Genomic DNA, 23,033 nt, shown 5'->3' on the forward strand with positions numbered 1-23,033 from the left:
TATATCGGTGCTTTTTTGTTAGTGAACTTTCAAAAGCTTAAATTAACATGCCGGTAATCACACTTCCCGATGGATCACAGCGTCAATTCGATCATGCCGTCACGGTTATGGATGTGGCGCGATCTATCGGTTCCGGTTTGGCAAAAGCTACATTGGCCGGCCGTGTCGACGATAAGTTAGTCGATGCCGAAACGGTCATCGAACAAGATACCCATTTGCAGATTGTAACCGCTAAAGATGAGGAAGGCGTCGACGTGATTCGGCATTCCACGGCGCATCTGTTGGCTCAGGCGGTTAAGAGATTGTTTCCCGATGCGCAGGTAACGATCGGTCCTGTAGTCGAAAACGGGTTTTATTACGATTTTTCCTATAAAAGACCGTTTACACCGGACGATCTTGCGGCGATCGAAAAAATGATGCAGCAAATCGTCGACGAGGATATCGCGATCAAGCGTTTCTTGTTGACGCGCGACGATGCGGTCAAATTTTTTAAGGATCAAGGCGAAGCTTATAAGGCCGAGATCATCGAGTCGATTCCGGCGAATGAAGATTTGTCTTTGTATGCCCAAGGCGAATTCACCGATTTATGCCGTGGTCCTCATGTGCCGAGTACCGGTAAATTAAAAGCCTTCAAATTAATGAAGATTGCCGGTGCTTATTGGCGCGGCGATTCCAATAATGAAATGCTGCAGCGCATTTACGGTACTGCCTGGGGCGATAGCAAAGAGCTGAAGGCCTATCTGCATCGTCTGGAAGAAGCCGAGAAACGCGATCACCGTAAATTGGCGAAAGCGTTGGATCTATTTCATTCTCAGGAAGAAGCGCCCGGCATGGTGTTCTGGCACAGCAAAGGCTGGACGCTCTATCAACAGGTTGAGCAATACATCCGTAATAAACTGCGTCTAAACGGCTATCAAGAAGTTAAAACGCCGCAAGTCGTCGATCGATCGTTGTGGGAAAAGTCCGGACATTGGGATAAGTTCGGCGATATGATTTTCACGACGCATTCGGAAAATCGCGATTATGCGATTAAGCCGATGAACTGTCCTTGCCATGTGCAGATTTACAATCACGGTCTGAAAAGCTACCGCGAATTACCGATTCGCATGGCCGAATTCGGCTCCTGTCATCGTAACGAGCCTTCTGGAACCTTGCATGGTTTAATGCGGGTTAGAAACTTTGTGCAAGATGATGCGCATATTTTCTGTACCGAGGATCAAATTCAACAGGAAGTATCGATCTTTATCGACTTATTGTTTGAAGTTTACAAAGATTTCGGTTTCCGCGAAGTCATTATCAAATTATCGACTCGCCCGGAAAATAGGGTGGGTGACGATTCTGTTTGGGATAAGGCCGAGAATGCGCTGGAAGTCGCATTGAACAACAAAGGTCTGGATTGGCAATTGCAGCCCGGTGAAGGCGCTTTCTACGGACCTAAAATCGAGTTCTCGTTAAAGGATTGTATCGGCAGGGTCTGGCAGTGCGGTACGATACAGGTCGATTTTTCAATGCCTGGCCGGCTTGGTGCGAGTTATATCGCCGAAGACGGTTCTAAACAAGTACCTGTCATGTTGCATAGAGCAATTCTCGGTTCGCTCGAACGCTTCATCGGTATCCTGATCGAACAACATGCCGGCACATTCCCTCTCTGGCTCTCTCCGGTGCAAATTGCCGTGTTGAATATTGCCGACAGACAAGCCGAATATGCCGAACAAGTCGTAGGTAAGCTTGAAAAACAAGGCTTCAGAACGATAATTGACTTGAGAAATGAGAAGATAGGCTTTAAAATTCGCGAACACTCGATGCAGCGGGTGCCGTATCTTTTGATTATCGGAGATAAAGAAATGGACAATCAGGTAGTTACGGTTAGAACGCAAAAGGGTGAAGATTTAGGCAGTCTTTCAATCGATCAATTGACCGAACGGCTTGGTAGCGAGATTGAAGACAAAAAATAATCATAGTTTGGAGGATTAGGGTATCTCAGCGAAAAAAGACGAAGTGCGCATAAATGACACGATCACCTGTAGAAGGGTGAGAGTCGTTGGTGCAGATGGCGAAGCGCTTGGCATAATATCGATCGATGAAGCAAAGCAGCTGGCTTATGATAACAACCTGGATCTGGTGGAGATTTCACCGAATGCGGATCCGCCGGTTTGTAAAGTCATGGATTACGGCAAGTTTCAGTTCGAACAAAACAAGAAACAGCAGGCCGCCAAGAAAAAGCAAAAACAGATACAGGTTAAGGAAATCAAGTTTCGTCCGGGCACCGAAGAAGGAGACTATCAGGTTAAATTGAAAAACCTGACTAAGTTTCTCGAAGAAGGCAATAAAACCAAAATCACGCTCCGTTTTCGCGGTCGCGAAATGGCTCATAAAGAGTTGGGCATGGATTTATTGAAGCGTATCGAAAAGGATTTGGAAGAGCTGGCCTTAGTTGAGCAGTTCCCTAAAATGGAAGGCCGTCAAATGGTTATGGTTATGGGGCCGAAAAAGAAAAAATAAAAGGGCGTGGTTTGTACGTCCTTGTTGCTAGGAATGCAACAGAAAGCATTGCTTAGAGTAATGCGACACAAATTCTTCAGGGCCTTGCATTTTGCCTTGTCGGGTTTAAATCTCAAGGAAACTTACTATTTTTAATCGGAGCAAACAAATGCCAAAAATTAAAACTAATCGCGGTGCGGCAAAGCGTTTTAAGAAAACCGCAGGCGGATTTAAGTGCGGACAATCGCATCGCCGTCATATTTTGACAAAAAAGTCCACCAAAAGAAAAAGACAGTTGCGTAAAGCGGCCCATCTTCACCCGTCCGACGTGCGCATGGCGACACGTATGATGCCTTACAGTTAAAACGACAGGAGAAGAACAGTGGCAAGAGTTAAACGTGGCGTAACTGCCAGAGCAAGACATAAAAAGATTTTAAAGCAAGCGAAAGGATACTACGGCGCACGTAGCCGGGTTTATCGCGTTGCTAAGCAAGCAGTGATCAAGGCAGGCCAATATGCTTACCGCGACCGCAAACAGAAAAAACGTCAATTCCGCGCCTTGTGGATCGTTCGTATCAACGCCGCTGCGCGTCTGTGCGGAATGTCCTACAGTCGTTTCATCAATGGTTTGAATAAAGCCAATGTTGCGGTCGATCGTAAAGTGTTAGCCGATTTGGCCGTGCGTGATATGGAAGCTTTCGCGGAACTGGCTAAAATTGCGCAAGCCAACTGCAGTAAGCCCTAAAAAAGAAAAACCGGTCGGGTCGGTTCATTCCAGCTTTTCGCGATTTTTCGAAATAGCTATGACGCAGGGTGCGCATCGCGCGCCTTCCTCGAGTGCGACCGACTCCCCAAGCGTTTTTCTTTAAAATACACGTTTCATAGTGCGGCCGCTTCAGCAATGCAGCGGCCGCACTTTTTCGATATTTCCCATTCATTTCTAATAGCGAGTTGAGCAGTGTCGGCTACTCTCGAAGATCTCCTGGCGCAAGCTTTACAAGAACTTGCGAACTCTCAAGACCTCAATCAGTTGGATCAGGTGCGCGTTCATTATCTAGGCAAAAAAGGCCTATTTACGCTGCAGATGAAAGAATTGGGCAACCTCGAGCCGCAGCAGCGACGAGAAGCCGGGCAGGTCATCAATCAAGCAAAAAACCAGTTTCAAGAAGCGCTTGACGCGAAGAAGCAAGCGTTAGAAGAAGCGGCGCTACAACAGCGCTTAGCGAGCGAGTCTGTCGATGTGACACTGCCGGGACGAGGGCAACAGGTTGCAGGTTTGCATCCGGTTAGCCGTACCCTGCGCCGCATCGCAAAAATATTCGCCGGCGTTGGATTCGATGTCGTCGAAGGTCCTGAAATCGAGGACGATTATCACAACTTCGGCGCCTTGAATATTCCGGATCATCATCCGGCGCGAGCCATGCACGATACCTTTTATTTCGATGCCCATACAGTGCTCCGCACCCACACTTCACCGGTACAAATACGCGTTATGGAAACGCAGCGCCCGCCTTTGAAAGTCATTGCGCCTGGGCGTGTCTATCGTTGCGATTCGGATATCACGCATACGCCGATGTTTCATCAGGTCGAAGGCTTTTTGGTCGATAGCGGCGTGAGCTTTGCCGATTTAAAAGGCGTTGTTTATGAATTTCTGAGCGCCTTCTTCGAAAAAGACATTCAAGTACGCTTCCGGCCATCCTATTTTCCGTTTACCGAGCCCTCCGCCGAAGTCGATATCGAGTGCGTTATGTGTGAAGGAAAAGGCTGCCGCGTTTGCGGACATACCGGCTGGCTCGAAGTGATGGGTTGCGGCATGATTCATCCCGAAGTGTTCAAATCGGTGGGAATAAGCAATGAGATGTATTCAGGTTTCGCATTCGGTATGGGGGTCGAGCGCCTGGCGATGCTGCGCTATGGGATCAACGATTTAAGATTGTTTTTCGAAAACGATCTGAAATTTTTGCAGCAATTTAGGTAGGTTAAGGTCGGATCATGCAATTAAGTGAAGCTTGGTTAAGGGAGTTGGTCAATCCGCCGATTACGACGGCGGAACTGGTCGAGCAATTGACAATGGCCGGTCTCGAAGTCGATTCGGTGACGCCTGCGGCGGCCGAATTTAACGGTGTCGTGGTTGGTGAAGTTTTGGCGATGGAGCCGCATCCGGATGCCGACCGATTGCGAGTCTGTAAGGTTGAGGTCGGTGAAGCCGAACCGCTGCAAATCGTTTGCGGGGCTGCAAATGTTCGCGTCGGTTTGAAAATTCCGGCGGCACTGATCGGAGCGGTATTGCCCGGTGATTTCAAAATCAAAAAGTCGAAACTGCGCGGCGTCGAATCGTTCGGCATGCTGTGTTCCGAAAAAGAGCTGGGTTTGGCAAAAGATGCCGAAGGCTTGATGGAATTGCCCGCCGACTCGCCGGTGGGAACCGATATTCGAGATTATTTGTCGCTGAACGATAATATGATCGAGGTTGATTTAACGCCTAACCGGGCCGATTGCCTGAGCGTCGAAGGTATTGCTCGTGAAGTGGCGGTGTTGAATCGCTTGGATTTTAAACCGGAACATGTGATGCCGGTTTCGGCGGCTCATCAAGAGACGCTAGCGGTCGCGGTAGAGGCTGTTGAATATTGCCCTCGTTATACCGGTCGATTGATTAAAAATGTCAATCCTGACGCCGAAACCCCTTTATGGCTGCAGGAGCGTCTGCGAAGATCCGGATTGCGTAGTCTCGGGCCTTTGGTCGATGTCACCAACTATGTATTGTTGGAGATGGGGCAACCTTTACATGCCTTCGATGCCGATAAATTGACCGGCGGAATTCGGGTGCGTTTAGCCGAGGCCGGTGAAAAACTGAGCCTGTTGAACGATCAAGAAATCGTGCTCGATAACGAAACGCTGGTCATCGCCGATGATAGCCGTGCGTTGGCCTTGGCTGGCGTAATGGGCGGTAGCGAAAGCGCTGTCGGCGATAAAACAAGCAATATCTTTTTGGAATGCGCGTATTTCTCGCCGGATACCATTATGGGCAAAGCCCGGCGATATGGTTTGCATACCGATTCCTCGCATCGTTTCGAACGTGGTGTCGATCCTTATTTACAATCTCGAGCTCTGGAAAGAGCGACGCAACTGATTCTTTCGATTGCGGGCGGTAGCGCAGGTCCGGTTACGGAAGTCAAAACCGAAACGGCCTTGCCGAAGCGCTTGCCGGTTTTATTGCGCAAACAACAAGTTTTGGACATTCTTTGCGTCGAGCTTGAAGATGAGGTGATTTCCGATATTTTCGAGCGTCTGGGCATGTCGGTCGAAACAGCGGAAGAGGGGTGGCAGGTTACCCCGCCCGGATTCCGCTTTGATATCGCCATCGAGGCTGATTTGATCGAGGAAGTGGCCCGTATTGTCGGCTACAACAATCTGCCGCAAAGCGAATTATTCATGCGCTCGGAGTTGAGCAAGGCGCCGGAAGCGATACTCGAACTCGATAGAGCGAAGGATTTTTTAGTCGATAGAGGTTATCAAGAAGCGATCACCTATAGTTTCGTCGATGAGGCGATACAAAAAATCATCGCGCCGGATGATGAGTTTATTCCATTGCAGAATCCGATTTCATCGGAATTGGCTGTGATGAGAACCACTTTATGGTGCGGCTTGCTGCGTGCCGCCTTGCATAATATCAATCGGCAGCATACTCGGGTCCGGTTATTCGAAACCGGTTTACGTTTCGTGCGTCGGGGCGGCGCGACTCATCAGCAAAAAATGCTGGCAGGTCTCGCGATCGGCGATGTTTATGCCGAGCAATGGGGAGATAATGGCCGTGCAATCGATTTTTTCGATGTTAAGGCCGATCTTGAGGCCCTGTTTGCCTTAACCGGTATGAAGTTTCGTTTTGAGGCGGCAATGAATCCCGCTTTACATCCTGGTCAGTCGGCGCAAATTCTTTCTGCGTCAGGAGAAAATGTAGGCTGGTTAGGCATGTTGCATCCGTTGCTCGAAAAGCAGCTCGATTTCGATTCGAGAGTTTTCCTGTTTGAGTTGGACCAAGATTTGTTGCTGAATAAAGCGATTCCTGCGTTCAAACCATTATCGAAGTTTCCTTCGGTACGCCGTGATATGGCCTTGATCGTCGATGAAAAAGTGACGGCCGGTCAAATCGTCGATACGATAAAAAGCTGTAACGAACCGATGATACAAGACATTATGATTTTCGACGTGTATCGTGGAGCTGGTGTCGAAGCCGGTTGCAAAAGCATTGCCTTAGGGCTGGTTTTTCAAGATTTTTCACAAACTCTTACCGATTCGCAAATAGATGCTATATTTAGCAAACTGTTAGCGGCTTTAGCCGATAAGACCAATGCAAAACTGAGGGATTAAATTTATGGCATTAACGAAAGCTGATTTTGCCGAGAGGCTATTTGACGAGCTTGGATTAAACAAGCGCGAAGCGAAAGACATGGTGGATTTGTTTTTCGAAGAAATAAAAGGATCTTTGGAAAACGGAGAACAGGTCAAATTATCGGGATTCGGCAAATTCGAACTTCGGGACAAAAACAGTCGGCCGGGTAGAAATCCGAAAACAGGTGAAGAAATACCTATTACCGCCCGTCGTGTGGTAACATTCAGGTCCGGTCAAAAACTAAAAGCCCGAGTAGAAGCTTATGCTGGAACCGAGTAATAATAATGAACTGCCACAGATACCGGCGAAACGCTATTTTACGATAGGTGAAGTCAGCGAGTTATGTGCGGTCAAGCCGCATGTACTAAGGTATTGGGAGCAGGAGTTTTCAGAGCTAGCCCCAGTAAAACGGCGGGGTAACCGTCGTTACTATCAAAGGCACGATGTATTGATGATTCGACAGATTCGATCGCTCCTTTATGAGCAAGGCTATACGATAGGAGGCGCGAGGGCGCACTTATCAAGCGACGATGCTAAGGAAGACTCAACTAGGACCAAGCAGTTGATTCATCAAATGATCGGCGAATTAGAAGATATACTGGAAATTCTTAAATAATTGGCACGCTTTATTATTCAAAAGATAGGTCGGAATAATTAAGTTTGTATTCACTTTTTAACGAATATCCAGTATCATTCGATTCTTTTTCAAATCGTCGGGGCGTAGCGCAGCTTGGTAGCGCACTTGCATGGGGTGCAAGGGGTCGAAGGTTCAAATCCTTTCGCCCCGACCAATTGATTCAAAAGCTTGTGATTTTCGATTAAGTCATAATGCTGTCATTTCGAGGTGCCATTTATAGGTGCTTCAATGCTTATCTAACGCTCAAGAATATGCTTTCAACTCCTCCAGGAAAATGAAAGAGCTTGGGATTGCGGCTACTGGCTACTCGCCAGTGAGGTGCCGTGAATACATCCTTATTTGCGTCAATTTCTGCTGATCCTATCTTTCAATACGCTTTACCCAGGTTATCGATTATCAGTCAATGACGACAGCTCCGGTCCAATTAAGTTCGTCAATCGCTCTTTGAGCCGACTCGATTGTTGGATAGGATGTGTTTAATACGTGTCCGGCTTCGCTACCGATAACGATGAATACCCGAATGCGGTTTGAGTCGTTATTGATCCTAAAAGAGTCCACTATCCCCCGCCGAACGAGTCTACGCGCTTCGTTAGCTGTAATTTCAATCATAAAACAATCATTCATAATGAGACCTGTGTTGGGCAGTGTGGTTTAAAGCGCATTTTGGCATACTTTGGTTTCTTCTGTCTGTTTCGAGCTCATTACAACGATTATTTTTCGCCAAGCACACTTCTCGCTCTTGTTGATTTCCAAATTGGGTGTTGCTGTAGGGTGTCAAAATTTACCAATTGTCATGTCAGAAAAAATGACTGGCATTTTATAACCTATGATCATCAAACAATTTCCAATAAATTTCCTGATTAGCAAGATGCTTCAGCTTGCCGAAGCCAAGTGTCCGAGCAGGGGCCAGTCGTAGTCGCAAAAACTAAAATATGCTGTTACCCAAGCTCCAGCTTGGGTAACCTGTTCGGGAAGCTCTAGCTTCCCGACAATCAAGAAAGATTGAACGAGCGAGTCGGGATTGATTGAGAATGTGCGGAGGTTGTGTCGGTCACAGGAAGCTGGAGCTTCCGGGGTGTCTTTCCCAAGCTGGAGCTTGGGAAAGAGCGTGATGTGGGTTGGCCGTTTTTAGCTTGGCGCGCATGGCTTGCGAACCCCGTCCTGCTAAGGATATGCTGATCTTTGGGCTTTAGCTGAAGAAACTTGCTAATCAGGATAAATTTTGAGATTAAAAAGCGGGAACACAGCAATTAGCTAAAAATGGCTTTTTCGATAGCCTAGTATTGCAGGGCTGCCCCACGACCGTGGCTTACGCTGATTTGCTATGTAGCGTTTGCATGGCTTGATCGAATTGCCCTTGAAGCAATAATGATAAGACTGAAGCGCTTTCTTCTATCGATCGTTCTATAACTTGCAGTTCGTTTTTTGAGGGTGTGTGCAGCACATAATTGACAACGGCATTTCTATCGCCCGGATGACCTATGCCGAGTCTTAATCGCCAGTATTCGTTGCTGCCTAATTGCGCATTGATGTCTTTTAGGCCGTTATGGCCGCCGTGTCCGCCGCCTTTCTTCAACTTGCAAGTACCGGGGGGGAGATCAAGCTCGTCATGAATGACTAGGATTTCTTCGGGGGGGATTTTGTAAAAATTTGCCAGCGCGCTAACCGAACGGCCACTGAGATTCATGAAGGTTGAAGGTTTTAAAAGCCATGCCTCATGGCCCGAAGTGTTTAGTTTGCCGGCGTTTCCGAAAAACTTGGCTTCGGCATTCATTCGAGTATTGTTGAGTCGACCGATATGGTCTACCCACCAAAAGCCGGCATTATGTCGTGTATCTTCATATTGCTTGCCGGGGTTGCCAAGGCCGACAAATAGTTTGATTCCTGTCATTTAAAAAATAATTTGTGAAAAAAGTGGAAGTACTGTTTTTGAGTGAGACGCTATTATACCCTTTGCGAGTTAAATTTCGGCGCCGGGCGAATACGTTCTTGTAGGCTCTATGCAACTCCATGCTGTCAAAGTCTTTGCCGCACACCCCAGCGCCTCCTCAAGCACTGCCGAAATTTGAAGTGCGAAAGGTATAACTGATATTTTTGTTAAATCGTATCAGGTTGCGGTTCAGGTTGTTTCGAAGGCAGTTTTTTTTCTAATTCGCGGCCGAATTCTTCCAGTTGTTTTTCCATTTTCTCCCCGAACGATTCGATCTCTTTTTCAAGCAAGGGCAGTTGTTTTTCGAATTGGTTTTGGAATTTTTCGCCGAGGTTTTCCAGGCTTTTGAAAAAACCGTCGAATACGGTTCCTGCCATGTTTTGCCGTGTTCGGCGGTAGTCGATTCGCCACAATTCGTTTTCGATGACCAATGCCGTTTCAAAGGGTCGAGTACTAAGGCTCGTGTCTTCGGGTTTAAGGATCGTTTCGACGGAAGCAATTTCGCCGTCGATGATCACTTTGCCGGTTTCGAGCGAGGTGATGTTTGAATAATCGTGAGAAGATGCGGCAAGCGAGGCCTTGCTGGCATCGGTTACGTAGTTTTCGGCGGTAGCCAAGTCGTTATCGATTAGAGCAGTCCAGAAAGAGCGGGTGACTTCGTCGGGTGTTTTTGCGCTTTCGCAGCCGCTCAATGCGAAACAAATAAACAAAAGCCCGGCAAATACCGGGCTTTTGACGCGCGGTGTGTTTCGATCAATCATCGCCGCCGAAGACGCCAAGCAATTGCAACAAGCTCAGGAACAAGTTGTAAATAGACACATACAACGAGACCGTCGCCAGAATGTAATTGCTTTCGCCGCCGTTAACGATGGCGCTGGTTTGGAATAAAATCATGCCCGACATCAGCAGAATGAACATTGCCGATACAGCCAAGGACAGTGCGGGCATCGAAAATACGACCGCGCCGATTCCGGCCAAAAAGGCAACGAGAATGCCGACCATCAAGAATCCCCCCATGAAGCTGAAATCCTTGCGGGTCGTCAGTGCGTAGGCGGAAAGGCCCAGAAAAATTACGCCGGTGCCGCCTAGTGCTGTCAGGATTAATTCATGACCGTTGCTGAATGCATTGATATACATGCTTAAGATAGGTCCCAGGGTCAGCCCCATGAAACCGGTCAATGCAAATACAAAGACTAGGCCAAGGCTGCTGTTACTGAATTTGGTCGTCAGAAATAGTAAGCCGAAATAGCCGATCATCGAGACGATCATTCCGGGGTGAGGCAGATTCAGCGTCATTGCCAGACCTGCTGTCAGTGCGCTGAACAATAAGGTCATCGACAACAGCATATAAGTGTTTTTCAGCATTTTGTTGGTCGCCAGAATGCTGGCTTCCGGGCGTGAAACTGCGGTATTCAATCTCATGTTTAATGACTCCTATGTCAATTAATAACTTACGGATAATTCAGACCAGCCAATAGTACAAGAGTTTCATTGAGTTTGTAAGTCGTTTCTTGGTGAATCTGACGATTAACCCGATCCGGTCTAAAATGGCATGACACGCATCAATGCAGGGGGCGTATCGTCGGGTTCAAGACCATCGAGAGGCGTTATGCCGGCGAGCGGGGATAAGAAAGTAACCCGACCTCATACTTATGCTTCAGCTGCTAATGCATGCACAGCCTTAAAGTTAGTTACGGATAAATGTATAATGCCGCCTGCTCATAAAATTGAATTTACACATAAACATGGATTGCTTAATCAAATCTCTCACGCCCAATAAGGCGGCTTTTGGCCGACATGAAACATTTGCTCTACGTTACGGCTGGCTAACAAAAGGATTTCAAGCGTTTCAGCACAATAACGAGATATTCTCTTCCGATGAAGCCACCGTTCAACTCGGCGTGGGCAAAAACATGGTGAATGCTATCCGTTATTGGTTGCGCGCAACACAAATGTTAGAAGTCAGTCAGGATGGGTTACACGCAACGGAAATCGGAAATGCGTTATTTTCAGAACAGGGTTGGGATCCTTATCTTGAAGATGAAGCAACGCTATGGTTAATCCATTGGATGTTAGCCTCTAATGCTGAATTGGCAACGGCTTGGTTTTGGTTTTTCAATTGTTTCCACAAGTCCGAGTTTACAGTAGATGAAGCGGCCAACTCGCTTGTCGATTTTGTTAATCAAGAGTTGACAGGAAAACATTCGGAAAGAACTGTCAAGAACGAAATAAATCTTATTTTAAGAATGTATAGCCAGACAAAAGCCACGGCAAAAGTAGACCTGGAAGATATCTTAGATGTGCCGTTGGCTTCGTTGCAATTGATATCGGCAGGAACCTCGCCTCAGCATTATTTAACGCGTCTGAAACGTCGTAATCACTTGCCTTTGGCTGTATTCGGTTACGCTGTTAATGAAATTTTTAATCATCGTAAAATATCAACATTGCCTATAGCCGAATTAATGTATGGCGAAAAACAAGGGGTTGCTATCGGCAGCATATTTCGCTTAACGGAAAGCGAATTATTAGCCAAGCTTGAGCGCTTAATCGAGCGTTATCCGCGCGTTTACCAAATCAATGAGACCGCAGGGATTAATCAATTATTTCGCGATGATGAAAACGTCGAATCGTTAAGTTTTTTACGCCATCACTATGAAAACAGGGAATGGGTTAACGCATAATGGAAGCATTCGTACAAGTCGATACGCACTATACTCGATCCATCAATCTCGAAAGAGACATCGATTCAAGTCCAATTTTAAACGCCTACATTCCAACATCAAAAGCGATGCTGGTGTTGAACAAAATTGCCTCGACGTTTAATGACCAATCCATGCCAAGAGCATGGTCATTAGTGGGGCCTTATGGCTCCGGAAAATCGTCATTTGCCATTTTCCTGACACATTTACTAGAACACCCAAACTACATGACAAGCGTTACGGCAGAAGGCTTGTTAACAAAACACAATCCTGCGTTGGCGCAAAAATATATTGCCCATACGCAAGAATCCAATGCTTATTGCACTGTGATATTAACAGGTAGTTCCGAATCGTTGAGTAGGCGATTGCTGAAAGCGATGCATTGGGCGGCGGAAAGCTTTTGGCAAGAAAAACAAGGCAAAAAACCAAGCATCATAAAAGAACTTGCAGCCGCGGCACAGGAAGGCGCAACGGTTAGCGAAATACTCGCTTTACTGCATCGATTGAAACAAGCCGTTCTTCACGCGCGAGGCAGAGGCGTTCTCATTGTTATTGACGAATTAGGTAAGTTTCTTGAGTACGAAGCACGACATCAGGGTGCTAACGATATTTATTTGTTACAGGCATTAGCCGAATATGCTTATAAAGGCGGAGAAGCCAATGTGTTACTCGTCGTCCTTATGCATCAGGCTTTTGAACAATATTCAAAAGGCCTCGGAGAAACGCTGCTTAACGAATGGGTAAAAGTACAGGGGCGTTTTGAAAGCATACCTTTCCTGGAATCAGCCGAACAAACATTACGTGTCGTTGCCGCCGCTTTTAAATCGAACTTAACAGAATCTCAGCGTATAGCGATACGACAACAGACCCAAACAATCATTTCGGTACTTGCTAAACAAAATGCCCTACCGGTCTCGGTATCAGCCGCAATTGCCGAAGACATACTAGCAAAATGTTACCCGTTACATCCCATTGCCGCGTTGATTTTACCGGTGTTATGTCAAAAAGTGGCGCAGAATGAGCGCACCTTATTCAGCTATTTAGGCAGCCAAGAGCATTACGGATTTCAAGATGGACTAAAACGCCTGCATAATGTCGGCGATTGGGTGCCGCCTTGGGAAATATTTGAATACTTTATTCTAAATCAACCGTCCATGACCTCCGACCATGCGACGCATCGACGTTGGACAGAAGTTTTGATTGCGATCGAGCGCTTAGGGGATGCTAAAGATAGTGAAATCAAACTGCTAAAGACCATCGGCTTATTCAATATCATGGGCGCCCACGGCGGATTAAAAGCAAGTTACCCATTGTTGCAACAATGCTTCCCAGATACCGACCAGGTCATTGTAGACCTTGAGTCATTGCAAACTAAATCGATTATCACCTATCGTAAATTCAGCGCCGAGTATCGAATCTGGGAAGGCAGTGATTTTGACCTAGAAGCGCAAGTCAATGAAGTTACTCAGCAGCTAGGCCGAATCGATTTGTCCGACGTATTAAACAAGCGTAAAACGCTACTGCCGATCGTAGCCAGAAGATATTCCATTGCAACCGGGACATTGCGCTACTTTCAGCCAATATATGCCTCGTCTCAACAGAGCTTAAAGCAGATTAAGCAAAACGATTCGCCGCGCATAATTTTCTTTTTGGCGGAGGATTCGGACGCACTCAATGCTTTTTACAACATCACGAAAGAAGCAAACGAACTGACATTATTTGCCTTGTGTAACAATGTAACTCAACTGTACAACGCGATAGTTGAAGTATTGGCCTTGGAAAGAATTCAAACCGAAAGTCCGGAGATAAAATCGGACCCCGTTGCGGGGAGGGAATTGAAAGACAGATTGAACGCTGCACGGCAAACGGAAGCGTTTCTGTTAAATCAAATACTGGAACAACCGGAACAAAATCTGTGGATTTGGCGAGCCGATACGCTAAACATAGCGAACAAAAAGACATTGCAACATCAATTGTCTACAATTTTGCAGACTGTTTACGCCAAAACGCCGATTATCAAAAATGAATTAGTCAACCGTAACAAAATCTCGGCGCAAGCAAGCTCGGCAAGAAATAAATTAGTAGCGGCCTTATTAAACCATGCGCACCTAGAAGACTTAGGGTTTGACTCGACCAAATATCCCCCCGAAAAATCCATATACCGAGCGGTTTTTAAAGAAACCGGCATTCATGTCAATCGCAATGGCTTTTGGCAGATTGTCGAACCGTCGCCCGATAATGCCTATCAATTGTTTCGTGTATGGCAAGGCATTGATAACTATTTAAAATCCGACGGCCGTCCGCAACCGTTGACGGCGCTTTATAAATTGTTGAGCAAGCCGCCGTACGGTATTAAACAAGGTGTTGTGCCGCTGCTTTTTATCGCCTATTACCTCTCAAAACAACGCTCCTTAGCTTTATACGAAAGCGGTGTGTTTTGTCCGCATGTGTCACAAGAATATTTTGAAATTTTATTAAAGCGGCCTGAATTATTTTCCATTGAAGCCTTTGATTTTAGTGGTATTAGAGCCGATCTCTTTAATCAATATTTAGAAAAATTGGTCGGAAAATCGCCGGAAAACAGCACACTGTTAGACATCGTCAAACCCTTGGCCAAATTCATTCATCAATTGCCGCCTTATACCTTAGCGAGCCGAAATTTGGATCAAAAAGCTCAGGCCGTGCGCGATGCATTCCAGAACACTCAAAGCCCAATGCAACTCTTATTTAAAGAGTTGCCGGAAGCCTGCGGTTTCCATGCATATACCGACGAAACACACTTTAACGATAGCAATCCGAACGACTTTTTAAATGTTCTGGTTGAAAGCCTGAATATCCTGAACAAAGCCTATCAAAATTTATTGGTGCAATTTCAACAGCAACTTAGCCAGGCGTTCGACATGAACGAAAATGTCGATCTAAAAAGTCTGAGGCAAACGTTGAAACAACGCTATTCCGGCCTGGAAAACTATACAATCGATGGCGTAGGCTTGAAGGCATTCATTATCCGATTGCAGAACGACAAAGACACCGATACGGCTTGGTTGGAATCGGTCGCCGCATTTTTAGGCAAAGCGCCGCCCGATAAATGGAAGCCAAACAACACCACCGAAGCCGCTTATCGTTTAATCGAATTAAGCGGAAGACTGAAAGAGCTTGCGATCGTCCACGCCGAGCAACAAAAAGCAGAAGCCGGCAGTGAAGCGACGTTGATCCGCATCGTGAGCGAAAATGGCGAATACAAACAAGTGGCCTATTTGACCGAAGAATTAAAAGAACAGGCCGACGCCAAAATAGCGGAACTGAAGCTGGATCAAGGAAGCCAGGCATTGAAACAGGCTATTCTTGCGCGATTGATAAAGGAGTGGTCATCTTGAATAAGGGTGTCGATCGAGTAATTATTCGTATCCCACTATCGTTCCTACGCAGAGCTCTCATCGTTATACATAAATTGTAGGGTACGCTGCGCGTACCAAAGCCGTGCCCTGACGGTTCGGTTGGCACATGAACATTGCGGGGTTACCATGGTACGCACAGCGTACCCTACGCGGATCGCCTAGCGCTAGGTGAAGGATAGCCGAGTGTGTTAAATGACAATAAAGGTATCGAGCTCTCATTGGCTAAGATTGCAAAAGAGAAATTTTTGACTTATGTATAACGATGAGCGGGAGAGCGTCACTGCCATTAAGTTAAGGGAAACCCGTCATTCCGTCATGGATTCACTCCGGGCTATCCTGCCCGGAGCCCTTCGGGTAAATTCAAATCCGTTCCGTACGGATTTGTGGAGGAATCCAGTGCCATGGATGGCAAGCTTTTGAGGCACATTAGAGCCTGAATGCAAGCATTACTTATCTCTGTGACGGCTTAACTTAATGGCAGTGGTGTAGAGCGTGGGAACGATAATTGCCGGGGACTGAATAGTTACTCTATAGATATTCGGGTTATGATCGTGAAACGATTATCCTAAAAAGAGCAGCTGAGAGCCTCAAACTACCGTTCGCCCTGAGCCCTTCGACTGCGCTCAGGAGAGCCCTGTCGAAGGGTGAACGGTAGTTTGAGGCTTCACCAGGCCGGTGAAAGTGTTGTAGACCCTTCATGCTTCGACTTGGCTCAGCACGAACGGTCTACAACACATGCCAACTGCTCTTTCTAGGATTATTATTAAAAACAACTGAGATAATGCGCAAATGAACGAAATAATTTTTGTTGTAGAAGAAGCCGCGGAGGGCGGTTTTATCGCTAAAGCGCTTGGCTGTTCAATATATACCGAGGCGGATGATATAGAACAACTGCATGCTAATGTTCGAGATGCGGTCGCCTGCCACTTCGAGTCGGAAGACAAGCCGAGCATTATTCGTTTGCATTTTGTCCGTGACGAAGTGATTGCAGCATGAAGTTGCCGCGAGATCTAACAGGAATATTACTCGCTAAAAAATTAGCGGTTCTAGGCTACCAAATAACGCGGCAAACAGGTAGCCACATGCGGTTAACGACATTAGAAAAAGGCGAACATCACATAACAATCCCAGCACATAATCCGCTGAGAACGGGTGTGTTATCAGCCATATTGAACGATGTTGCATCGCATTTTAATCTAACCCGAGACGAACTATTAAGTCGTTTATTTGAATAAGAAAGTAGTAATGTAGGTCGGGTTAGCTTGAGCGTAACCCGGCAGGGTACCCAATTGATGATCGGGTTACGGCTATCGCCCCCGGCTAGATCAAGGAAACAAAGCGCTAAAACAGGCTATTCTCGGGAGGTTCATGAAGGAATTGATATAGCCGTTACTCGTGTTAATTGAAAGAAATAAAGGTAATGAATTTTCATGCATGATCAAAACTTCAAAAACCTGATTTTAGATTATCCGCTTCAAGCGCTGGAGTTTTTCGCGGCTGAAGAAGCGACAGCTGACTTCGCACAAGCGCGTATCATTCCAATTCGTCAAGAACAGTTGAAAAATCGCCTAGGAGACCGCTTTCGTGAATTGGACGTGCCATTGTTGGTGGAATGGCCGGATGGCAGAAAAGAAGCAATTTTATTCGTGCTCGAAGAAGAAACCGAACAGCGCCGTTTTTCGATACACCGACTGGCGCATTATTGTTTGGATTTGTCAGAACTGATGGATACCGATCGAATTGTCCCGGTTGTCATATTTCTGAACGAAGGCAGACGTCCACAGGAATTGAAATTGGGCGGTGAACGATACTGCTATTTGCAGTTTCTTTATTTAGCGTGCGAACTAAAGCGCCTGCCGGCGGAACACTATCGTCAGAGCGATAACATCGTGGCTCGGCTGAATCTGCCGAATATGCAGTATGCGCCGGAGGACAAACTGGACATCTATTCCGATGCGCAAATAGGCTTGGCGACGTTGGAACGCAATCCGGAAAAGCAATTGAAATATGTGGAATTTATTGATTACTATGCGGATCTTACCGAGCAAGAAACACAAAACTATTGTGAGCGTTATCTATCAGAAGCAGGTGAAACCATGGGTATAGCACAATTACTGAGACAAGAAGGTCGCGAAGAAGGCCGCGAAGAAGGTCGCGAAGAAGGTCGTAAAAGCGAATGCATGGCGCTAATAAACCGTCAATTGCGCCGAAAACTCGGGCTACAACCAACGCTCGAACAACTGCTGTCAAGATTACCCGCACTCTCACTCGAAGCTCTGGAAGACTTGGCCGATGCGTTGTTGGATTTCAGAGAATTGAGCGATCTACAAACATGGCTGGATGAGCACGGCGGGTGAGATGCTGCCTTCTGGGCGCATGGCAATCCCAATGCCGCGGCAAATCAGGCAGATGTGCCCAATCAGAAACGTGGACGAATCATGCGTCTAAGCCCCATGCAAAAGCAAGCCATCTGTGAAAGTGCGTTACGCTACTTCGGCAAGGAAGTGCAGGTTTGGTTATTCGGATCGAGAGTTGACGATACACGCAAAGGCGGCGATATTGATTTGTATATCGAAACACCAACACAAAATGCCGAGGAATTGATAACGGCCAAATTACAGTTTTTACGCGAACTCCACAAAAAAAAATCGGCGATCAAAAAATCGATATCGTTTTGCACAGAGCCGCTACGTCAGTCGATTTGCCGATCTATCGGATAGCTAAACAGACTGGGGTGCGATTGCAATGAAAGAGCAAATCGAAGGCGTATTGAAAATATGTGACCGTCATGCCGAACGGCTCCGTTGGGCTATGACAGAATTACAGCCGCATTCGCCATTTGCAGCAGATGCGTTATCGCGATTAAGCAATGTAGAACTTGCAATACTTGATCAGTTTTCGACGCGTTTTTCAAAGCTACAAGATCTGATGGGGGCGCAGTTATTTCCGGCAGTATTGGAATTGACTAAAGAGCCCGGCGAATTAAAAGCATTCATCGATAAGCTCTATCACTTGGAAAAAATCGGTGTAATCGATTCGGCGGACGATTGGCTGCTTATGCGAGAAGTCAGAAACTCTTTTTCGCAAGACTAACCGGAGGATCCCGAGTTGCAAGCGATAACATTGAATAAGGCATTCGAATTAGCGCAACGGCTGCTTGAGGTTCTCGAAAGCGTGAAAGTATTTGTTGCGCCGTACCTCAATAAAGCGTAGCGGTTATTCGAAGCAATAATTGATAGAGAAGGCTATCAAAATACAATTACCCATCGACAATAGTTAATACTGAATATTGGATTAGTCTTCACGTAAGTATTCAGTCCCCCTCTTTGAAAAAGAGGGGCTAGGGGAGATTTTTTAAATAAAGCCCCCTCAATCCCCTTTTTCAAAGGGGAGGCCAACAATACGCCTGGATTGCGGTAATTTGCCAACGGGGTCTGAATACTTACGTCTTCACTCATTCCAAAGCTCTTTGCTTGGGAATGCAGTATGAGAAGCTCCAGCTTCACGAACCGGCAAGCAAGGGCTTGCGTGAAGAGGTTTCCAAATCGGCGTTTAGAAAACAGCGAAAAACAGAACTTGAAGCCTAGTTATTGATGTATGATTAGCAATCAAGATTGACGCCAATTATAAATATTTAATGTTAGGAAGATGTAATCATGAGCGATCAAAAACCAGTCAGGCATTTATTAGGCTTATCCGGCGGCAAGGATAGCGCGGCGCTTGCGATTTATATGCGTGATAAGGTACCGGAGATGGAGTATTACTTTACCGATACAGGCGCAGAGCTTCCCGAGACTTTAGAGTTTGTTGATTTAATGGAAGATTATTTAGGAAAGGAAATCGTAAGGTTAAATGGTGGCAGGCAGTTTGATTATTACCTTAAGTTACATAATAACTTTTTACCATCTGCGCAGCAGAGGTGGTGTACTATCAATTTAAAACTCAAACCTTTCGAAGAATTTGTTGGTGATGATGAGGTTATTAGTTATGTAGGTATTAGAGCAGACGAACCGCAAAGGGAAGGTTATATTTCTTCAAAACCAAATATCAAAGCAGTATTTCCATTCAAGGAAGATGGTTTAGTAAAAAGCGATATTATTAAGTTACTTGAAGATTCTGGTTTAGGACTACCTAAATATTATGAATGGCGTAGCCGATCAGGTTGTCATTTTTGTTTTTATCAGCGAAAAATAGAATGGATAGGATTATACGAAAACCATCCTGACTTATTTGAAGATGCTAAAAAATATGAAAAGTACGATGAGAAATCGGGAAAAAGATATACCTGGTCACAAGTAATCGTTTAGCCCCCCCCTGTTCCTATCACGCCAAAACCGGCATAGGCAAACGAGGGACGGGTTGGTTTTTACGGCGTTCGGCCAGTGTTTGAGCAATAAACTCCCAAGGATTCAGGTCTCTCAAACGCGCGGTATCAATCACGCTCGCCAGCAAGGCAACCACGCGACTGCCTTGTGCCGTCCGCGAACCGAAGGTGATTTTGCGCAGCAATACCCAGTGCCGCAAACTGCGTTCCGCCACGTTGTTGGTCAATGGATGCGCCGGCGTTTCGACCACGCGCACGATGGCCTCCCAATCGTTGAGAAATTCGCCGGCTAATTGTCGGCTGTCAACATGCGCGATGTCTCGGTGCGTCTCGCAGAGCGAGCGCAGCAAGGTCAGCAACTGTTGATTCTGCGCCCATAAGGATTCGGCATCCGGCGGCGATTCGCGGAGTCGGTGGATGTTGCGCATCAACAGGATCATGGCCAATAACAAGGCTTCGCCGAAAGCTTGTCCTTCGCTATCCAGGCACTGATACAGTGCTCGGGCCTTGCGCACCAAGTGCGCCCAACAGCGCAAGCGCCTAGGAAAGATGCGATAGACGCTGTAGCCGTCGGTCATCAGTAAGCCGCAAAACGCTTCCCCTAAGAGCTGGTTCACGACGAGACGATGGCGTTTGCCCACTTGATAAATCACCGTCTGTGCGCTGACAAAGACCCAGAGCCAAAATAACTGCCCGGCTTCTTTCCAGGGTGTTTCATCGATATGTAAGAGGCCGGCGGCCTTGAGTTCCGCGATCAACTGCTCGTCGACGACCGGCGCAACGGCACGTCCCGCTTCATGAATGCATTGATTGATGGTGCTGGTGCTGAGGTAGATTCCCAGCCAATCGCGCAAATAGGCTTGGATTCTGCTGCGCGATGCCCGTAGGGACAATGAGAGATAAACCAAAAAGCTAACCAACCGAGGGCCGCACAGATGCCATTCGCTCAGGGCTACGCTCCAGCCATCTTCGTCGGCGCCTCGCCCGGGCTCGGCGCGGGTTTGATGACCGCAGGGACAGGTCGCCGAGAAGTAGTCATGTCGGCTATGTTCGATTTGTAATTTCGGCGATTCGGCGTTGCCGATTTCAAGCTCCAGTTCGAACCGGGCGTTCCAGGGTCGGTAGTCGGTGTTGTCGGCAAACGATTGCCTACACGCGGCGCAGCAATCCGGGCGATGCTCAATTGTCCGTGTCACCGGTAAGGTCAGGTTGCGGCTATAGCCTGGGCTACCGACTTGGCGCCCGGCTTTTTTAGGCTTTCCGCTATCACCGGTCGCCGCCGGAGGTGTTGCCGAGTCCTGGCTAGGTAAGTCATCTGACGAAGACTCAGACGAATCCAGTGCCGACAAGTCGTCCGTTGCCGGCGCTTCTTCCGACGGTTCGGCGCTGGATTGATTCGATTGCCAAGGCTCCCGGGATGACGGCGGACGCGAACTCGTATCCGGGGATTGTTTGAGTCGTTCTCGGGCTTCTTTGAGATCCGCCAACAGTTGCTTACTCAATGGACGCAACTCACCCTCCGGCAAATCATCCAGATAGTCCGTGTCCATTTGGCTAAGGTCTCGGTCGCTCAACGTCATGTCCTATAGCTTTTCATGTTTTAACGGGAGATGCTACTTTTTTAGTGATGGGGGGCTAAACGATTACGGTCACAAGGCGAATCATTGGATGAGTTATTAGCGCGAAAAAATGAAATCAAAGCAAAGTTTTTTTTAAGTTCAAGTAAAGAAAAAAAATCTAAAGGTTTAATGCAAACTCTTTCAAGCGATGATGATGACGATGACGAAGGTTGTTTAATCTGTATGTTGTAAATATGAATAACCAAGAAATCTTAAATACATTCAAATCAATCAGAGTTTATAAAGAAAACGATCAAATCAGTTTGCATAAACCTATTTTATTGCTTTACGCTCTGGCTCAATGTTTTCATGGCAAAGACAGATTACTTGGTTTTCAGGGAATTGATAACGCATTTCAAGATATTTTTTTGAAACTTGATATTCAAGGTAAAAGCGAAAACGCTCATTACCCATTCGGCAAATTAGAAAATGACGGTATTTGGGAAGTCACTGGCAGCAAAATTTTAAAGCGCACAAGTGTTGGGCATTTATACAAAAAAGAATTGCTTGATAATAATGTAACAGGCGGTTTTATTGAAGAGGTATATAACGCTTTCAATCAAGATAAGGAAATTTTAAGGTCAGTCTTCAACTATATTTTGGAAACCTATATCGACCCTAAGTTACATGACAAAGTATTTGCCTTATTAAACATAACTGAAAAACAATGTTTATTTGAATATAGGAAATCACCAATGGCATTAATAGGAAATCAAACTTTCTCTTTATCGAGATTCTGGACAAGTAAAACTATTGACCTTGTTAGAAAAAACCGAAATCTTTTTTCTAAAAATAATTTTAGGGAAACGCAAAAAGCTCTAATTGCAGGCTCAGGCGTTGTAAAAGGCATTCAAGGTTGGATGCAAGCTTCGCAGCTAATCAATAAAATAAAAGCGGGCGAGTATGAGTTAACCGATTTTGCTCGCAGCATCTATAGTAATGACCCAGTATTAAACAAATCATCAACATGGTGGGCAATTCATATATCAATTTGTTTTTCTGAAAGAAACGAACCTTATGCCGCATTTTTCCAAAGCTTGGATAACCTTTCTAAAGATTGGCTCAAATGGGATTCTTTAAAAAACAGAATAAATTTAGTTATTGAAGATGCCGCAAAAGGAAGTCTCGACTCTAATTTGCAAGGTGTTCGAGGCATGTTCCAAAACGACCGCCCGCTCGCGGATTTAGGTCTGATTGAAATCCGCAAAAACCACGAAGACGACAAACAGATACAGGTTCGTTTAGGCTCACCTAAACTCACCGATGAAATCATCATCCATGCTCTCGCCATGTTGAAATTTCACAGTTTTAAAAGTCGCTCTACTGTCGATTTCTCGGAAATTATTAAAGCGGGGTTTGCGCATTTCTTGTGCTGCTCGCCTGAAGAACTAAGACAACATTTGCGTCGCATGAACCAAACCAACACTTGGAAAGATTACTTTAGTTTTACCGAGGCGGTGAACTTAGATTCGGTGTCGTTTACCGAACGCTGCGACCCGAAAATAACCCTATTGCCGCTATTACAATACGGCAACGATACTTGGCTTTAAAATGC

Annotated in this window: 23 protein-coding genes and 1 tRNA gene; 19 read left to right on the forward strand and 5 right to left on the reverse strand. The window is 46.2% G+C overall.

All coding sequences use genetic code 11. The features are described from left to right. Nucleotides 1–47 precede the first annotated feature (47 nt). The 9 genes from thrS to EQU24_RS07420 all read left to right on the forward strand — a co-directional run bounded on the left by thrS (nt 48) and on the right by EQU24_RS07420 (nt 7,662). Nucleotides 48–1,955 (forward strand): threonine--tRNA ligase, encoded by a 1,908-nt coding sequence (gene thrS / locus EQU24_RS07380; RefSeq protein WP_017840107.1) that lies wholly within the window; start codon nt 48–50, stop codon nt 1,953–1,955. A gap of 43 nt (nt 1,956–1,998) precedes the next feature. Beyond that, nucleotides 1,999–2,502, forward strand: a complete 504-nt coding sequence (gene infC, locus EQU24_RS07385; protein ID WP_235726392.1) for a translation initiation factor IF-3 — start codon at nt 1,999–2,001, stop codon at nt 2,500–2,502. A gap of 148 nt (nt 2,503–2,650) precedes the next feature. Further along, a complete protein-coding gene (gene rpmI, locus EQU24_RS07390) occupies nt 2,651–2,845 on the forward strand; it encodes a 50S ribosomal protein L35 (RefSeq protein ID WP_083877669.1) in 195 nt (64 codons plus the stop codon). An 18-nt stretch (nt 2,846–2,863) separates the two neighbouring features. Continuing rightward, complete coding sequence (gene rplT / locus EQU24_RS07395; RefSeq protein ID WP_017840104.1) at nt 2,864–3,226, forward strand: 50S ribosomal protein L20; 363 nt, start codon at nt 2,864–2,866, stop codon at nt 3,224–3,226. Nucleotides 3,227–3,439: 213 nt separating this feature from the next. After that, nucleotides 3,440–4,459, forward strand: a complete 1,020-nt coding sequence (pheS, locus tag EQU24_RS07400; protein WP_017840103.1) for a phenylalanine--tRNA ligase subunit alpha — start codon at nt 3,440–3,442, stop codon at nt 4,457–4,459. A 14-nt stretch (nt 4,460–4,473) separates the two neighbouring features. Further along, complete coding sequence (pheT, locus tag EQU24_RS07405) at nt 4,474–6,849, forward strand: phenylalanine--tRNA ligase subunit beta (RefSeq protein WP_017840102.1); 2,376 nt, start codon at nt 4,474–4,476, stop codon at nt 6,847–6,849. A gap of 4 nt (nt 6,850–6,853) precedes the next feature. Next, a complete protein-coding gene (gene ihfA / locus EQU24_RS07410) occupies nt 6,854–7,150 on the forward strand; it encodes an integration host factor subunit alpha (protein ID WP_014147396.1) in 297 nt (98 codons plus the stop codon). After that, a complete protein-coding gene (locus tag EQU24_RS07415; protein ID WP_017840101.1) occupies nt 7,134–7,487 on the forward strand; it encodes a MerR family transcriptional regulator in 354 nt (117 codons plus the stop codon). Before ihfA ends, EQU24_RS07415 begins: the two co-directional genes overlap by 17 nt. A gap of 98 nt (nt 7,488–7,585) precedes the next feature. Then, nucleotides 7,586–7,662: transfer RNA gene (locus EQU24_RS07420), tRNA-Pro, on the forward strand. A gap of 242 nt (nt 7,663–7,904) precedes the next feature. On the opposite strand, the gene EQU24_RS07425 is transcribed toward EQU24_RS07420, so the two are convergent. The 4 genes from EQU24_RS07425 to EQU24_RS07440 all read right to left on the reverse strand — a co-directional run bounded on the left by EQU24_RS07425 (nt 7,905) and on the right by EQU24_RS07440 (nt 10,860). Beyond that, nucleotides 7,905–8,117 carry a hypothetical protein gene (locus EQU24_RS07425; protein ID WP_138767120.1) on the reverse strand — a complete coding sequence of 71 codons (213 nt, stop codon included), beginning with the start codon at nt 8,115–8,117 and terminating at the stop codon, nt 7,905–7,907. 700 nt (nt 8,118–8,817) lie between these two features. Next, on the reverse strand, nt 8,818–9,399 hold the full coding sequence (gene pth / locus EQU24_RS07430) for an aminoacyl-tRNA hydrolase (protein WP_017840100.1): 582 nt from the start codon (nt 9,397–9,399) through the stop codon (nt 8,818–8,820). Nucleotides 9,400–9,605: 206 nt separating this feature from the next. Continuing rightward, complete coding sequence (locus EQU24_RS07435) at nt 9,606–10,199, reverse strand: hypothetical protein (protein ID WP_017840099.1); 594 nt, start codon at nt 10,197–10,199, stop codon at nt 9,606–9,608. After that, nucleotides 10,192–10,860 (reverse strand): Bax inhibitor-1/YccA family protein, encoded by a 669-nt coding sequence (locus EQU24_RS07440; RefSeq protein WP_017840098.1) that lies wholly within the window; start codon nt 10,858–10,860, stop codon nt 10,192–10,194. Before EQU24_RS07440 ends, EQU24_RS07435 begins: the two co-directional genes overlap by 8 nt. Nucleotides 10,861–11,183: 323 nt before the next feature. Between EQU24_RS07440 and EQU24_RS07445 the strand changes: the two genes are divergently transcribed. The 8 genes from EQU24_RS07445 (at nt 11,184) to EQU24_RS07480 (ending at nt 19,842) form a co-directional block, all read left to right on the forward strand. After that, nucleotides 11,184–12,119 (forward strand): DUF4007 family protein, encoded by a 936-nt coding sequence (locus EQU24_RS07445; protein WP_017840097.1) that lies wholly within the window; start codon nt 11,184–11,186, stop codon nt 12,117–12,119. Further along, nucleotides 12,119–15,514, forward strand: coding sequence for a P-loop NTPase family protein (locus tag EQU24_RS07450; RefSeq protein WP_017840096.1), 3,396 nt, complete (start codon nt 12,119–12,121; stop codon nt 15,512–15,514). The genes EQU24_RS07445 and EQU24_RS07450 overlap by 1 nt, the downstream gene beginning before the upstream one ends. 810 nt (nt 15,515–16,324) lie before the next feature. After that, nucleotides 16,325–16,531 (forward strand): 2-oxoisovalerate dehydrogenase E1 subunit beta, encoded by a 207-nt coding sequence (locus tag EQU24_RS07455; RefSeq protein WP_014147666.1) that lies wholly within the window; start codon nt 16,325–16,327, stop codon nt 16,529–16,531. After that, nucleotides 16,528–16,770, forward strand: coding sequence for a type II toxin-antitoxin system HicA family toxin (locus EQU24_RS23245; protein WP_017840095.1), 243 nt, complete (start codon nt 16,528–16,530; stop codon nt 16,768–16,770). Before EQU24_RS07455 ends, EQU24_RS23245 begins: the two co-directional genes overlap by 4 nt. Nucleotides 16,771–16,965: 195 nt before the next feature. Then, the gene (locus EQU24_RS07465; protein ID WP_017840094.1) at nt 16,966–17,892 is read left to right on the forward strand and encodes a DUF4351 domain-containing protein; all 927 of its coding nucleotides are present in this window, start codon (nt 16,966–16,968) and stop codon (nt 17,890–17,892) included. Between the two features lie 81 nt (nt 17,893–17,973). Further along, nucleotides 17,974–18,255, forward strand: a complete 282-nt coding sequence (locus EQU24_RS07470; RefSeq protein WP_201764848.1) for a nucleotidyltransferase domain-containing protein — start codon at nt 17,974–17,976, stop codon at nt 18,253–18,255. Nucleotides 18,256–18,280: 25 nt separating this feature from the next. Beyond that, nucleotides 18,281–18,628: a hypothetical protein gene (locus tag EQU24_RS07475; protein WP_017840093.1), complete on the forward strand. Its 348-nt coding sequence runs from the start codon at nt 18,281–18,283 to the stop codon at nt 18,626–18,628. 563 nt (nt 18,629–19,191) lie between these two features. Beyond that, nucleotides 19,192–19,842: a phosphoadenosine phosphosulfate reductase domain-containing protein gene (locus EQU24_RS07480; protein WP_017840091.1), complete on the forward strand. Its 651-nt coding sequence runs from the start codon at nt 19,192–19,194 to the stop codon at nt 19,840–19,842. A gap of 16 nt (nt 19,843–19,858) precedes the next feature. Here the strand turns inward: EQU24_RS07480 and tnpC are convergent, their stop codons facing one another. After that, nucleotides 19,859–21,439: an IS66 family transposase gene (tnpC, locus tag EQU24_RS07485; RefSeq protein WP_040575330.1), complete on the reverse strand. Its 1,581-nt coding sequence runs from the start codon at nt 21,437–21,439 to the stop codon at nt 19,859–19,861. 84 nt (nt 21,440–21,523) lie between these two features. Between tnpC and EQU24_RS22315 the strand changes: the two genes are divergently transcribed. Further along, a complete protein-coding gene (locus tag EQU24_RS22315) occupies nt 21,524–21,670 on the forward strand; it encodes a hypothetical protein (protein ID WP_017840089.1) in 147 nt (48 codons plus the stop codon). A gap of 2 nt (nt 21,671–21,672) precedes the next feature. Continuing rightward, nucleotides 21,673–23,028 (forward strand): DUF4007 family protein, encoded by a 1,356-nt coding sequence (locus EQU24_RS07490; protein WP_017840088.1) that lies wholly within the window; start codon nt 21,673–21,675, stop codon nt 23,026–23,028. Nucleotides 23,029–23,033: the final 5 nt, after the last annotated feature.

This window comes from Methylotuvimicrobium buryatense (genome assembly GCF_005931095.1).
GTDB classification, from domain to species: Bacteria; Pseudomonadota; Gammaproteobacteria; order Methylococcales; family Methylomonadaceae; genus Methylotuvimicrobium; species Methylotuvimicrobium buryatense.

Bases quoted from the DNA above. Each gene is read 5' to 3' on its own strand.
- thrS (WP_017840107.1), top strand. From the start codon at position 48: ATGCCGGTAATCACACTTCCCGATGGATCACAGCGTCAATTCGATCAT.
- EQU24_RS23245 (WP_017840095.1), top strand. From the start codon at position 16,528: ATGAAGTTGCCGCGAGATCTAACAGGAATATTACTCGCTAAAAAATTA.
- EQU24_RS07470 (WP_201764848.1), top strand. From the start codon at position 17,974: ATGCGTCTAAGCCCCATGCAAAAGCAAGCCATCTGTGAAAGTGCGTTA.
- EQU24_RS07445 (WP_017840097.1), top strand. From the start codon at position 11,184: ATGGATTGCTTAATCAAATCTCTCACGCCCAATAAGGCGGCTTTTGGC.
- ihfA (WP_014147396.1), top strand. From the start codon at position 6,854: ATGGCATTAACGAAAGCTGATTTTGCCGAGAGGCTATTTGACGAGCTT.
- EQU24_RS07425 (WP_138767120.1), bottom strand. From the start codon at position 8,117: ATGATTGAAATTACAGCTAACGAAGCGCGTAGACTCGTTCGGCGGGGG.
- EQU24_RS07435 (WP_017840099.1), bottom strand. From the start codon at position 10,199: ATGATTGATCGAAACACACCGCGCGTCAAAAGCCCGGTATTTGCCGGG.
- pth (WP_017840100.1), bottom strand. From the start codon at position 9,399: ATGACAGGAATCAAACTATTTGTCGGCCTTGGCAACCCCGGCAAGCAA.
- EQU24_RS07490 (WP_017840088.1), top strand. From the start codon at position 21,673: ATGAATAACCAAGAAATCTTAAATACATTCAAATCAATCAGAGTTTAT.
- EQU24_RS07475 (WP_017840093.1), top strand. From the start codon at position 18,281: ATGAAAGAGCAAATCGAAGGCGTATTGAAAATATGTGACCGTCATGCC.
- EQU24_RS07455 (WP_014147666.1), top strand. From the start codon at position 16,325: ATGAACGAAATAATTTTTGTTGTAGAAGAAGCCGCGGAGGGCGGTTTT.
- rpmI (WP_083877669.1), top strand. From the start codon at position 2,651: ATGCCAAAAATTAAAACTAATCGCGGTGCGGCAAAGCGTTTTAAGAAA.
- EQU24_RS07465 (WP_017840094.1), top strand. From the start codon at position 16,966: ATGCATGATCAAAACTTCAAAAACCTGATTTTAGATTATCCGCTTCAA.
- EQU24_RS07480 (WP_017840091.1), top strand. From the start codon at position 19,192: ATGAGCGATCAAAAACCAGTCAGGCATTTATTAGGCTTATCCGGCGGC.
- EQU24_RS07415 (WP_017840101.1), top strand. From the start codon at position 7,134: ATGCTGGAACCGAGTAATAATAATGAACTGCCACAGATACCGGCGAAA.
- EQU24_RS07450 (WP_017840096.1), top strand. From the start codon at position 12,119: ATGGAAGCATTCGTACAAGTCGATACGCACTATACTCGATCCATCAAT.
- pheT (WP_017840102.1), top strand. From the start codon at position 4,474: ATGCAATTAAGTGAAGCTTGGTTAAGGGAGTTGGTCAATCCGCCGATT.
- tnpC (WP_040575330.1), bottom strand. From the start codon at position 21,439: ATGACGTTGAGCGACCGAGACCTTAGCCAAATGGACACGGACTATCTG.
- EQU24_RS07440 (WP_017840098.1), bottom strand. From the start codon at position 10,860: ATGAGATTGAATACCGCAGTTTCACGCCCGGAAGCCAGCATTCTGGCG.